13 protein-coding genes are annotated in these 11600 nt (G+C 66.8%); 9 read left to right on the forward strand and 4 right to left on the reverse strand.

Annotation, left to right across the window (positions count from 1 at the left end):
- Nucleotides 1-219: 219 nt before the first annotated feature.
- Complete coding sequence (gene arcC / locus ACMPH2_RS09130) at nt 220-1185, forward strand: carbamate kinase (RefSeq protein WP_417119266.1); 966 nt, start codon at nt 220-222, stop codon at nt 1183-1185.
- Nucleotides 1186-1287: 102 nt separating this feature from the next.
- Here arcC and ACMPH2_RS09135 read toward each other — a convergent pair whose 3' ends face one another.
- Nucleotides 1288-1923, reverse strand: coding sequence for a hypothetical protein (locus ACMPH2_RS09135; protein ID WP_417119267.1), 636 nt, complete (start codon nt 1921-1923; stop codon nt 1288-1290).
- Nucleotides 1924-2025: 102 nt separating this feature from the next.
- Between ACMPH2_RS09135 and ACMPH2_RS09140 the strand changes: the two genes are divergently transcribed.
- Nucleotides 2026-2697 carry a hypothetical protein gene (locus ACMPH2_RS09140; protein ID WP_072500392.1) on the forward strand — a complete coding sequence of 224 codons (672 nt, stop codon included), beginning with the start codon at nt 2026-2028 and terminating at the stop codon, nt 2695-2697.
- Nucleotides 2698-2724: 27 nt separating this feature from the next.
- On the opposite strand, the gene ACMPH2_RS09145 is transcribed toward ACMPH2_RS09140, so the two are convergent.
- Nucleotides 2725-3642 carry a YitT family protein gene (locus tag ACMPH2_RS09145; protein WP_072500393.1) on the reverse strand — a complete coding sequence of 306 codons (918 nt, stop codon included), beginning with the start codon at nt 3640-3642 and terminating at the stop codon, nt 2725-2727.
- A 196-nt stretch (nt 3643-3838) separates the two neighbouring features.
- Between ACMPH2_RS09145 and ACMPH2_RS09150 the strand changes: the two genes are divergently transcribed.
- The 5 genes from ACMPH2_RS09150 to ACMPH2_RS09170 all read left to right on the forward strand — a co-directional run bounded on the left by ACMPH2_RS09150 (nt 3839) and on the right by ACMPH2_RS09170 (nt 8355).
- Nucleotides 3839-4465 (forward strand): QueT transporter family protein, encoded by a 627-nt coding sequence (locus ACMPH2_RS09150; protein WP_314638508.1) that lies wholly within the window; start codon nt 3839-3841, stop codon nt 4463-4465.
- Between the two features lie 3 nt (nt 4466-4468).
- Nucleotides 4469-5695, forward strand: coding sequence for a glycosyltransferase (locus tag ACMPH2_RS09155; protein WP_417119268.1), 1227 nt, complete (start codon nt 4469-4471; stop codon nt 5693-5695).
- Nucleotides 5688-7034 (forward strand): sensor histidine kinase, encoded by a 1347-nt coding sequence (locus ACMPH2_RS09160; RefSeq protein WP_009278321.1) that lies wholly within the window; start codon nt 5688-5690, stop codon nt 7032-7034. The genes ACMPH2_RS09155 and ACMPH2_RS09160 overlap by 8 nt, the downstream gene beginning before the upstream one ends.
- A gap of 101 nt (nt 7035-7135) precedes the next feature.
- Nucleotides 7136-7873, forward strand: a complete 738-nt coding sequence (locus tag ACMPH2_RS09165; RefSeq protein ID WP_062531563.1) for a LytR/AlgR family response regulator transcription factor — start codon at nt 7136-7138, stop codon at nt 7871-7873.
- A 32-nt stretch (nt 7874-7905) separates the two neighbouring features.
- Nucleotides 7906-8355 (forward strand): YfcE family phosphodiesterase, encoded by a 450-nt coding sequence (locus ACMPH2_RS09170; protein ID WP_062531564.1) that lies wholly within the window; start codon nt 7906-7908, stop codon nt 8353-8355.
- Between the two features lie 85 nt (nt 8356-8440).
- On the opposite strand, the gene ACMPH2_RS09175 is transcribed toward ACMPH2_RS09170, so the two are convergent.
- Together ACMPH2_RS09175 and trxA are read right to left on the reverse strand one after the other, a co-directional pair.
- Nucleotides 8441-9136: a phosphatase PAP2 family protein gene (locus ACMPH2_RS09175; RefSeq protein ID WP_009278324.1), complete on the reverse strand. Its 696-nt coding sequence runs from the start codon at nt 9134-9136 to the stop codon at nt 8441-8443.
- 99 nt (nt 9137-9235) lie between these two features.
- Nucleotides 9236-9553 (reverse strand): thioredoxin, encoded by a 318-nt coding sequence (trxA, locus tag ACMPH2_RS09180; RefSeq protein ID WP_009278325.1) that lies wholly within the window; start codon nt 9551-9553, stop codon nt 9236-9238.
- A 121-nt stretch (nt 9554-9674) separates the two neighbouring features.
- Between trxA and ACMPH2_RS09185 the strand changes: the two genes are divergently transcribed.
- Both ACMPH2_RS09185 and pgi read left to right on the forward strand, forming a co-directional pair.
- The gene (locus ACMPH2_RS09185) at nt 9675-10232 is read left to right on the forward strand and encodes a hypothetical protein (protein ID WP_417119269.1); all 558 of its coding nucleotides are present in this window, start codon (nt 9675-9677) and stop codon (nt 10230-10232) included.
- A gap of 200 nt (nt 10233-10432) precedes the next feature.
- Nucleotides 10433-11600 (forward strand): glucose-6-phosphate isomerase (gene pgi, locus ACMPH2_RS09190; protein ID WP_417119270.1); only part of this gene is annotated, 1168 nt, incomplete at its 3' end.

Here is an 11600-nt window from a genome sequence, read left to right on the forward strand (position 1 = left end):
GCACCATAGCTGCGGTAGAGATATGTGGGAAAACGTCTCCTGCCCCGCCAACGGTCCCCCTCTGGTAGAGAAAAACCTACCGTTTGGGGAGTGCATATATTCTCTAAATAAAGTAGATTCGATACGGACTACCATTCGATACGTTACGAGCCACGAGCCCGTTCCTGACGCATCTGGAACCACGCCAGGCAGAACTCAGCACACAAGGAGGAAAGAAGTATGTCCAAGGCCCCCGGAAAGCCCAACCGCGTCGTCATCGCACTCGGCGGCAACGCACTCGGCGACACCCCCGAGGAGCAGATCCGTCGCGTCCGCGAGGCTGCCCCCACGCTGCTCAAGGTCATCGAGCAGGGCAACGAGATCATCATCACCCACGGCAACGGCCCGCAGGTCGGCATGATCCAGAAGGCCTTCACCTACGCCAACCAGACCGACCCCAAGATCCCGAGCATGGACCTGCCCGAGTGCGGCGCCATGTCCCAGGGCTACATCGGCTACCACCTGCAGCAGGCCATCGGTGCCTCCATGCACAAGGCCTACAAGCGCTGGCACGTCGCCTCCGTGGTTACCCAGATTGAGGTCGACCCCGACGACCCCGCGTTCCGCAACCCCACCAAGCCCATCGGCGCCTTCCTGACCAAGGAGCAGGCTGACGCCGAGAAGGCGGCCCATCCCGAGATGACCTTCGTCGAGGACTCTGGCCGCGGCTACCGTCGCGTCGTCGCCTCTCCCGAGCCCAAGAAGATCGTCGAGTACGAGAGCATCCTCAACCTGCTCGACAACCAGTTCATCGTCATCGCCTGCGGTGGCGGCGGCATTCCCGTGGTCCGCGACTATAGCGACAAGGGCGCCTACAAGGGTGTTGCCGCGGTCATCGACAAGGACATGGGCGGCGAGCTCCTCGGCGAGGACTGCGACGCCGACGTCCTGGTCCTGCTGACCGCCGTCGACCACGTCGCCATCAACTTCGGCAAGCCCGACCAGAGGGATCTCGAGGAGATCAACGTCGAGGAGGCCAAGAAGTACGTCGAGGAGGGCCAGTTTGGCAAGGGCTCCATGGAGCCCAAGGTCAAGGCTGGCATCAAGTTCGCCGAGAGCCGCCCCGGCCGCGTCTGCATCATCGGCTCCCTGGACAAGGCCGCCGAGGCCATGGCCGGCCTCTCGGGCACCCGCATTACCGCCTAGGACATGGCGCCGGCATCATCGCCCGAACGCAAGGAGGGGCCGCGATTCGTCGCGGCCCCTCCTCCTGTGCGGGTCCCCGCGCGTCAGCGGGACGCATGAGGCCTACGTCAGGTCACATCCGTAGAGGTAGACCCGAATCACATTGCCGTCGGCGTCCGCGACCACCTCGTGTGACGATATCCTGCTCAGCCCCCGGTGCTCGTAGTAGCCCCAGTCACACTCGTCGTCGGTCGTGAGGAAGAAGCCCGGGGCACCGGCGCGCGCGATCAAGGATGACATGCGGTCGAAGAGGCCGCTGCCCATCCCCAGACCGTGCGCTTCGGGGCTCACGGCAAGGAGCGTCATCTGCGCCTGGGAGAAGCGCCCTCCCCTGTGGGAGTAGTCCGCCGCAAGCGAGAACTCGCTGCGGTCGATGGTGAGCGCGGACCCCAACTCACGGGCCAGGCCGAGCCCCTCGGCCTCTGCCAAGAGCTCCTTGCGACGGCCCTCCCAGCGCGGCGCCCTGCGCCCGAAGCCATCGCGCGCCAGCACGACGCCCAGGACGTCCTCCCCCACGCAGCCGACGAGGCCAAGGGACGAGGCGGAGAGGTACGTCGCCGCGGCAAGCTGTCCGGCCCTGCCCGCGACGCGCTCGTCGAGCCCGGCGCACCAGAGCGTCTGGTAGAGACCTGCCACCGCGTCGAAGTCCCTCTCCTCAAACGGACGATAGGCGACGTTCCCCCGTGCGAGCCGCGACATTCTGCGTTCTCCTCCCCTGGGCCTTGAGATGTGGCGTCCCAGGACCATATCATTTCGAGTTGCTGGCCCGCGTCAGGAGCGGCCACCCGAGAAGGGACGAACATGCCCGAAACCAAGCCTTACGACAGCGACTTCATGCTCGGCGAGCCCGCGCTCGTCTGCCGTTGGCGCCTCGCGGGGGCGACCCTCCCCCTCGAGAACCGCCACCTCCGTGCCCTGAGCCGTCGCCACCTGGGGGACGCTCCCCTGGACGACAAGCTCGTGGCCTGGGCAAAGCAGCACATAGAGTGGACCCTCGCGTCCGGGGCGGCAGAGCATCCCAATGGCGTCCTCATGCTGATGGTGGACGAGCGCGGCAGGGCGGCGATGACGGTGGGTCCCTACGAGCCCCTGACGGACCGCCGACTGCCCGCGCTCCTGGCCCGTGCCGACCTCGCGGAGAGGGAGGCGGACCAGACCGACGTCGCGCCCGAGACCATATGGTCGGTCGTTGACGGAGGTCTCGTCTGGGGCTTGGGGGAGGGATGCGTCCCCTCCGGGACGGCCTCGCTCGTGGAGGACCTCGCCCGCACGCTTGGCATCTCGGTGGAGCGCAGGTCGGGCCTCCTCGACGAGGTCCGCTCTGGAGGACTTGCCTTCGACGAGGCCTTCGTGGTGTCCGACGAGCATGGGGTGGTCCTGCCCAAGGGATTAGCCTGTCCCTTGGGCGAGCGATTCCTCGAGGGATACGGGACGCTGCTCCGGAAGGCGCGCAGACTGAGCCAGGGCTCCTGACGGAGGGCTACCGCGCGCGGGCGTCCGTCAGACGCCGCGGAAGCCCCTGCCGATGATCTCGGAGCTGTTCACTATGGTGATGAAGGCGCTGGGGTCAGACCTGCGCAGCTGGTTGCGGAGCTTGGTGGCCTCGCGTCTGCTGAGCACCGTCACCAGCACGCGCTCCTCCCGCCCGCTGAAGCCACCCCACTCCTTGCGGACGGTCGCCGTGCGGTGCAGGACGGTCACTATGAAGCGGAGCACCTCGTCGGGGTTGCGGCTGATCACGGTGCAGACCTTGAGCGTGTTTATGCTCTCGATGAACACGTCCACGAAGAAGGCCTTCGCCAGTAGTCCCAGCACGCAGTAGAGCCCCGTCCGTGGGCCGTAGATGACGGCGGCGGCGGCCACGATAAGGGAGTCCACCACCATGAGCGCCTTGCCGATCTCGAGCGAGGTGTGCTTCTTCAAGATCATGGCCAGGATGTCTGTTCCTCCCGTGGAGGCGCCGATGTTGAAGACGATGGCGCTTCCCACCGCAGGGAGGAGGACCGCGAAGATTAGCTCGAGGAGCGTGTCGTCGGTGAGTGGGTGGGGCATGGGTAGCAGCAGCTCGAGGAGGCTGATGTACGCCGAGAGGGCGAAGGAGGTGTAGACCGTCCAGCCCATGGTCTTGCGGTCGAGGTACACGAGACCCAAGACGACCAGGATGGTGTTGATCACCCACATGAAGGCGCTCACGGGGAGCCCGGGAAAGAGTGTCGCGAGGATGATCGACATGCCCGAGGTGCCGCCGAGGGCGAAGTGGTTGGGCGACTTGAAGAGCTCGACTCCCAGCGAGGTGAGGAAGATGCCCAGGTTGAGCGTGGCGAAGAAGCGCAGCTTGCCGGGATGCTCCCTTCGGTTCGCGATGCGTACGGACTCCTCGATCTGCGAGGCGGAGAGTTCCTCCTGAATGCCTGACATTACCCAGCCGTCCCTTTGACATCCGATGCGGCGCAGCCCCTCTGGCCCGCCGGCCCCGCCATGATGCTGTGGCCGGGCGCCCATGTCAAGGAGCCCGCACGAGCTGCTCGCCCAGGGGGCCCGAACCGTGGGTGAGGGTAGAATGGACTGGCACTTGCTACCGACGGGCCAGACGCCCACAGAAGGAGGCTCCACGTTGTTCGCTTCTCCCAACCCAACTAAGAAGCAGCTCACCCCCACCCGAATCACGCGCATCGCCACCATCGCCGGCCTGTATGCCGCGCTGACCCTGGTCTGCATGGCCTTCCTGGGCGGCCTCTCGTGGGGGCCCGTGCAGCTCAGGCTCTCCGAGGCGGTCTGCGTCCTGGCCCTCCTCACCGCGGACGCCGTCCCCGGCCTTGCCCTGGGCTGCGCCATCGCGAACATTGCGAACATCGCGCTCTCCGGGACTGGCCTCCTGGGCCTTCTGGACGTGGTGTTCGGCACCCTGGCCACGACCCTGGGCGCCCTCGTCACCTGGAGGCTGCGTTCCCGCCCGTCCGTGGCCGTCCTGGGGCCCGTCCTGGCCAACGCCCTCATAGTCCCCGCCTACCTGCCCCTGCTCCTCCAGGGCCTGGGCTTCTACACCATCCCCTTCACGTCCATCGCCTTGGACGGCGCCTATCCCGCCATGTACCTCTTTGGCTTCGTCGCCTGTGGCCTGGGTGAGGGCCTGGTGGTCTATGCCCTGGGCCTGCCCCTCTTCAGGGCGCTCCTCGCGAGCCCGCTTCCTCGGCGTCTGTTGCAGGACGAGGCTGCCCCGACGGCGACGGAGGGGGCGTAGCCCTTGAATCCGGTCGTGGTCATACCCTCCTATTGGACCTGGCAGGACGAGCCGCTCGAGATCGGGCGGGTCGGTGCGTACGATCATGCGACGCCCATAGCGACGCCCCTGCCCGAGCTGGAGACCTGCCTCGCCTCGCTCGATGCGGTCCGCGGGGTCTTGAGGGTCGTGGTTCTCCTGGTGGCGCCGCGCTCCTGCGCGGAGGGCGCCCGCGCTCGCGTGGACGCGATCTGCCGGTCCCACCCAAGGCTCAACCCCCTGGTGGTGGACCAGCGCGAGGCCGACCTGGTCACTCGTGCCGTGGAGGCCATCGCGCCGAAGATGGACAGGGAGAGCGTCTCGCTCAGGGGCTACGGCGCGATTCGCAACATGGGGCTCGCCGTCGCCGCCGTGCTCGGACACGACGTCGTGGTCTTCCTGGACGACGACGAGGTGGCCCTGGACGAGAACTTCCTCATCGACGCGCTCTTCGGCCTGGGGCTCGACAACCGGCAGGGACTTCCCATCATGGCGAAGAGCGGCCACTTCCTGGACCGCTCGGGCTCTCCCTACGCGGACGTCTCCAAGCCGCATTGGCGGGACCGCTACTGGGCCAAGCGCGTGGAGTTCAACCAGTGGATGCACCGTGCGCAGACGGGTACGCGCATCTCTCGCTCCAACTACGTCTGCGGCGGCTGCTTCGCCGTCGCGGCGCAGGCGTTCTGCAACGTGGCCTTCGACCCGACCATTCCCAGGGGCGAGGACCTCGACTACCTGCTCGACCTGCGCATGCACGGCCTGGACGTGTGGTTCGACAACCAATGGAGGGTGCGCCACCTGCCGCCCGAGTGCCCCTCGCGCGCGGCACGCTTCCTGCAGGATGTCTATCGCTGGGAGTACGAGGTCGCCAAGCTGCGCTTCGCCAACTCGAGCATCGGCCTCCGCCAGGTGCGTCCGGAGTCCCTCAGGCCGTACCCCAGCGAGTGGGTCTCTCCCGAGGTGAGCCACAGGATCGCGCTGACTTCGCTCCTGCGCGCCATCGCGGGCCCGGAGCGCATGGCCTACCTCAAGATCTTCCTGCGCGGCCGTCGCAAGGCGCGCGCCTGGGCCGACCGCCACTGCTCGAGCTACTTCGCTTTCCAGACCTATTGGCCAAAGATCATGGGGACGCTCTGGCAGGACACGCTGCTGGCCAGGCGTCTCGTCCATAGTGGAACCCCCGTGGCGCAGGATGGCGGCACGCATGCGTAGGTTCGTGATGGCGCACTTCAGGCTCCTCGTGAACACGCTTCTGGTGGCGTCGTCGCTCGCGCTCCTGGTGCTTTTGGGCTGGGGGATCGGTGTGAGCAACATCACCGCGGCGGTCGTCGCGGGCGCGGGCCTCGCCGTCGTGATCGTGGCGGGCGGCTCCGCCCTCATGGCACCGGACGATCTGAGGTCGCAGGCGACCGAGAGGACCCTGCGCGTCGCGTCCGGGACCCTGCGCCAGATGTCCGCCGGCCTCAGCCCCGAGAGCGCCATGGCCGTCTGCCAGCTGGTCCTTCCCGAGACCACGGCATCGGCCATAGCCATCAGCGACGACAGGCGGACCATCGCCTTCGTGGGCGACGACCTCTCGGGATTCAAGGTCGGTGCCCCCAACAGCGACCCCACCCGCGAGGTCCTGTCCAGCGGACACGTGCAGACCTTCACCAACCTCGACTGGGACGAATGGGCCGACATGGAGGTCGGGCTCTCGCGCGATGCCCGCGAGCAGGTGCTTCCCGTGGGCATCATCGCGCCGCTCGAGGTGGCGGGCCGACCCGTGGGGACCTTCAAGCTCTACTACCGCCACGGCCGGGACGTGGACCGCACCCAGCTCGCCATCGCGCGCGGCTTCGCGGAGCTCCTTTCTACGCAGCTCTCTGCCTACGAGCTCGACCGCCAGGCGGAGCTCACGGCACGTGCCGAGGTCAAGGCCCTGCAGGCCCAGATCAACCCGCACTTCCTCTTCAACGCGCTCAACACGATGGCGTCGCTCACGAGGACCGACCCCTCCCGCGCCCGCGAGCTCCTGCGCGAGTTCGCCGTCTTCTATCGTCGTACGCTCGAGAGCTCCGAGCAGCTCATCCCCCTCGAGGAGGAGCTGGAGCAGACCAGGCGCTACCTCAAGATAGAGAAGGCGCGCTTCGGCGACGACCGTATCGTCGAGACCGAGCGCGTCGAGCCCGGATGCGGTAAGGTGCGGGTTCCGGGCTTCCTCGTGCAGCCCATCGTGGAGAACGCGGTGCGCCACGCCATGAGCGACGAGGGACCGCTCCACATCGACGTGCAGGTTGTCTCGGACGGGGGAGACGTGCTCATCGCCGTCGCCGACGATGGCCTCGGCATGAGCGAGGAGGTCGCCAACGGACTGCTCGAGGCCAGCGCCGAGGGCAGGGGCATGTCCCAGAGCGACAAGGGGACCGGCATCGCCCTGCGCAACGTGGCCGAGCGCATCGAGCGCTTCTTCGGCATGGGGTCGGGGGTCGAGATCATGAGCCGTGAGGGTGCGGGCACCTGCGTCACGCTGCGTCTTGTGGGAGCCGCGCCTACAGGGGGCGCGGGCTAGCGCCAACAGGCGTAAGATGGTGAATTGGGCCCTGACGTGGTCATTTTGGTATTCGTAGGCATTCGGTTACCGCCGCCGGCGGAAGAAAGTTGGCTGATTGCATGCTTAACGTTCTGATCGTAGACGACGAGGCTCCCGCTCGTTCCGAGCTCAGGTTCCTCCTGGACGAGACCGGGAGGGTCGAGTCCGTCGAGGAGGCGAGCAGCGCGCGCGAGGCCGTCGAGGCACTTGTGCGCAGCAAGGAGGGTGCCGAGCGCCACCCCGATGTGCTCTTCCTGGACATCTCGATGCCCAAGACCTCTGGCATGCAGCTCGCCGAGGCGCTGAGGAAGCTCAAGAACCCGCCTGCCGTGGTCTTCGTCACCGCATACAGCGAGTACGCGCTGGACGCCTTCAACGTCGATGCGGTCGACTACCTCATGAAGCCGGTCGAGACCGATCGCCTCTCCCAGGCCCTCGACAAGGTCGAGGCGCGCCTCAAGCCCGCTCCCAGCACCCGCGTCTCCATCGAGCGAATTCCGGTGGAGAAGGGCGGACGCAAGGTGCTGGTCCCCGTCGACCAGATTCGCTTCATCGAGGCGAAGGACGACTACTCCTGCATCTACACCGACGAGGACCGCTTCCTCTCGACCATCTCCCTGGCCAAGCTCGAGCAGAGGCTCGTGCCCCACGGCTTCTTCAGGGTGCATCGCGGCTACATCGTGAACCTCGACCACGTGGAGGACGTCGAGGTCATTTCCAGCGGAATCCTGCAGCTGGGCCTCAAGGGCATTCCCGAGAAGAAGATCCCCGTCTCGCGCCGCCGCGTGGTCGCGCTCAAGCGCGCCCTGGGCATCTAGGCCGCCGACAAGACGGACCCGACGGGAGTTCCATGCGCTACGACATAGTCTCTGACACCCACGGCCACCTCTCCGCAGAGTTGCTCCGGGCACTTGAGGGCGCTGACGTTATAGTGCACGCCGGTGACATGTGCTCGACGGCGGACGCGCGCCGCCTGGAGCGGATAGCCCCCCTGAAGCTCTGCAAGGGCAACAACGACTGGGGCTACGACTACGGCCCTTTCGTGGGCAACGTCACCCATTTCTTCGCCAGCGGCCTGCGCTGGCAGGTCTGCCACTACCAGGAGAGACTCGACCTCGAGGTCTGCGACGTCGCCATCTGCGGACACACGCACCGCCCCCTCCTGGAGCGAGACTCCCGCACGGGAGTCCTGGTCATGAACCCGGGAAGCCCCAGCCTGCCCCGTGGCGGCGGCCCGACCATGGGCAGGATCATCGCGGAGGACGGCAGACTGCTCAAGGCAGAGATCGTAGGCCTGTGAGCGATTCCGAGCCAGGATGAGGCGCACCTCTCGCCTGGAAGGGGCGAGAGGTGCGAGCTTCCCGTTGCCGGCTGGGTGCCGGGGGCTATGGCTCTTGCGCCGCCCGACGCTCCGGCCCATGTCCCTCAGGCAGGAACATGGGCACGAAGATGCGGGTGTACGCGCAGAGCCAGGCGATGGACACACAGAATCCGGCAATCACGTCTGACGCGTAATGGACGCCCAGATAGATGCGGCTCAGGCCGACGGCGACGATGACCAGCGAGAGCCCGCCCATGCAGAGGACCTTCACGAAGCGGTCCCCCTCGTAGCGCCAGACCATCCACACCAGGAGCCCGTAGAACGCCATCGCCACCATGGAGTGGCCGGAGGGGAAGCTATAGCCGGACTCCGCGATGAGCCGGTAGCCCTCGGGCCGGGGTCGCTGCACGAGCTCCTTGAGCACCAGGTTGAGCGCAAGCGCCAGAGCAAGGTTGACCGCGGCGCAGAGGCCGGGACGCCTTCCGGGGGCGAAGGCCTCGACGACCAGGAGCATGACGACGAGGACGACGGGAAGCGCGAGCTCGGATATGGACTGCATTATGGGAGTGAGCCACTCGCTCCTCATGTGGAGCACGACGAGGTAGTAGGCCCATCCGTCCAGGGCGAGGAGCCCGTCCTCGTGCACCTCCTCGAGCAGTGCGATGAAGCCCACCACGGCGAGGATGAGGACTATGGTCCAGAGGTTCTTGCGCACGAGGCGCCCGAAGAGGTCGAAGGTTTTACTGACGCGCTCGCCCATGTGGACCCTCCAGCCAGAGACAAAAAGAGACGGACGCGTGGGCGTCCGCCTCCAAGGGTATTACTTCGGGCTGCCAAGGGGCTGCCCTTCTCAAAAGGCCTAGAGGTTGGCGTTGAGCTCGCTCAGGAGGTCAGCCTTGGGCATGTTGCCCACCATGGTATGGGCGGGCTTCCCGTCCTTGAAGAGGATCAGGGTGGGGATGCTCACGATCTGGAAGCGCTGGGCGAGCTCGCCCTCGTCGTCGACATTGCACTTGTAGAGGACCATCTTGTCGGACAGCTCGTCGGCGACCTGTTCGACGACGGGACCCAGGGCGCGGCAGGGGCCGCACCAGGAGGCCCAGAAGTCCACCAGGACGGGCTTGTCGGAGTTGGCGAGGACAGAGTCGAACTCGGCGTTGGTGATAGCGTTGGCCATTGTTGTCTCTCCTTGTGTAGGGTGCCTTGCGGCGCTTTCTCTCTGGGCGGCTTATACCCCATAGCGGCAGCATGCCGGCAGTAGAATCGATAAGTGTGGAAACGGTGACGGAAGGCGGGCAATGAGGGGCGAACGCGAGCTAAGACGGGATGCCTACCTGCGCAAGCAGCGCTTCGAGTTGGCATCCCTCGCCGAGCGCGACGTAAACATGTCCGGAAACGCCTTCTCGTCCTGCCTCTTTGTGAAGGGGTCCCTCTCAGGGGACGAGCTCGCCGGCGGGCCGCTCTTGGGCGGTGCGGACGGCGAGGCGCTGCGCGCGGCGCTGGTGGCGCTGGGCTACGCGCCGGAGGACTGGGTGGCCCTGGGCGCCGTGAGGCTCGGCTCGGCCGTACCGCTGGACGCGGCGCTTCTGCGCGAGGCGGTCTGCGTGCTGGACCCTGCGACGGTCATCGCGGTGGACGGCGTCGCCGCCATGGCGCTGCGCGACGCCTACGCCGCGGAGCTGGCAGGGCTGCCGGACTTCGACGCCGCCATGCTCGAGGAGGGCGTCGTGGCCCACGTCCTGGGCATGCGCGTCATGGCGCTGGGGGAGTTTGCGGCCTCCCTGGGGGACGGCCGCCAGAAGCAGCTCATGTGGGCGCGCCTCAAGAAGTTGCCGCCGCTGGGTGAGCCGTACTAGCCCAGGGCCGTCGGCGACGGCGTGCTTCGTGGTTCCTGGCGGGGGTGCTATGGCGGAAGCTCGTCCCTCTCGCTCTCGTATCGGGCTGGCACGGGGGTGAGGCGTTCCCAAGCATCTGCCAAACGTGACGTCCGGCCCATCCATTTGCGCTACGCTAGCTGTGTGTCCAGGGTTCTCTCATGGCGACCTAAGGAGCAGACATGGCAGGCGTTCCCGCACCTATTGACGCGACCCAGACCCGCGAGTGGCAGGCCCTCCAGGCGCACCACGACAAGCTTGTGGCGAGCGGATTCAGCCTCAAGAAGTCCTTCGCGAACGACCCCCAGCGCGTGAGGAAGCTCTCGTTCGACCTCGACGACCTGCACTTCGACCTCTCCAAGAACCTCGTGGACGACGAGACGCTCAAACTCCTCGTGAAGCTTGGAAGGGCCGTCGGGCTGGAGGAGAGGCGCTCCGCCATGTTTGCCGGCGATCACATCAACACGACCGAGGACCGCGCCGTCCTGCACACCGCCCTGCGCCGCCCCGCGAGCGAGAGGGGCAGCCTCGTCGTGGACGGCCAGGATGTCGTCGCCGACGTCCATGAGGTCCTCGACCGCATGTACGCCTTCGCCGAGCGCGTGCGCTCGGGCGAGTGGAAGGGCGTGACGGGCAAGCGCATCACCGACGTCGTCTCCATCGGCATCGGCGGCTCAGACCTGGGCCCGGTCATGGTCTACGAGGCCCTGCGCCCCTATGCCGACGCGGGCATCAGCGTGCGCTATGTGTCCAACATCGACCCCAACGACATGGCCGAGAAGGTCCGCGGGCTGGACCCCCAGACCACCCTGGTCATCGTCGTCTCCAAGACCTTCACCACGCTCGAGACCCTGACCAACGCCCGCGAGGCCAAGGCCTGGATGCTCGAGGGCCTGCGTGCCAGCGGGGCCATCGACGGCTCGCCCGAGCAGGAGGCGGAGGCCATCGCGAAGCACTTCGTGGCCGTCTCGACCGCGCTCGACAAGGTCGCCGAGTTCGGCATCGACCCCCAGAACGCCTTCGGCTTCTGGAACTGGGTCGGCGGCCGCTACTCCGTGGACGCCGCGGTGGGCCTCTCGCTCATCGTCGCCTTCGGCCCCGAGCGCTTCAGGGAGTTCCTGGTGGGCTTCAACGACCTCGACCGCTACTTCTGCGAGACCCCGCTCGAGCAGAACGTCGTCGCCCTGATGGGCCTCATCAACGTCTGGTACGTCAACTTCTATGGCGCCGAGAGCCACGCCGTGCTGCCCTACAACCAGTACCTGCACCGCTTCCCGGCCTATCTCCAGCAGCTCACGCTGGAGTCGAATGGCAAGAGCGTGCGCTGGGACGGCACTCCGGTGACGAGCG

It is taken from the genome of Olsenella phocaeensis (assembly GCF_048189965.1).
GTDB classification, from domain to species: Bacteria; Actinomycetota; Coriobacteriia; order Coriobacteriales; family Atopobiaceae; genus Olsenella_I; species Olsenella_I phocaeensis.

What these genes read in the sequence shown, in the direction of transcription:
- arcC (WP_417119266.1), top strand. Translation starts at nt 220, where the DNA reads ATGTCCAAGGCCCCCGGAAAGCCCAACCGCGTCGTCATCGCACTCGGC.
- ACMPH2_RS09135 (WP_417119267.1), bottom strand. Translation starts at nt 1,923, where the DNA reads ATGTCGCGGCTCGCACGGGGGAACGTCGCCTATCGTCCGTTTGAGGAG.
- ACMPH2_RS09140 (WP_072500392.1), top strand. Translation starts at nt 2,026, where the DNA reads ATGCCCGAAACCAAGCCTTACGACAGCGACTTCATGCTCGGCGAGCCC.
- ACMPH2_RS09145 (WP_072500393.1), bottom strand. Translation starts at nt 3,642, where the DNA reads ATGTCAGGCATTCAGGAGGAACTCTCCGCCTCGCAGATCGAGGAGTCC.
- ACMPH2_RS09160 (WP_009278321.1), top strand. Translation starts at nt 5,688, where the DNA reads ATGCGTAGGTTCGTGATGGCGCACTTCAGGCTCCTCGTGAACACGCTT.
- ACMPH2_RS09165 (WP_062531563.1), top strand. Translation starts at nt 7,136, where the DNA reads ATGCTTAACGTTCTGATCGTAGACGACGAGGCTCCCGCTCGTTCCGAG.
- ACMPH2_RS09170 (WP_062531564.1), top strand. Translation starts at nt 7,906, where the DNA reads ATGCGCTACGACATAGTCTCTGACACCCACGGCCACCTCTCCGCAGAG.
- ACMPH2_RS09175 (WP_009278324.1), bottom strand. Translation starts at nt 9,136, where the DNA reads ATGGGCGAGCGCGTCAGTAAAACCTTCGACCTCTTCGGGCGCCTCGTG.
- trxA (WP_009278325.1), bottom strand. Translation starts at nt 9,553, where the DNA reads ATGGCCAACGCTATCACCAACGCCGAGTTCGACTCTGTCCTCGCCAAC.
- ACMPH2_RS09185 (WP_417119269.1), top strand. Translation starts at nt 9,675, where the DNA reads ATGAGGGGCGAACGCGAGCTAAGACGGGATGCCTACCTGCGCAAGCAG.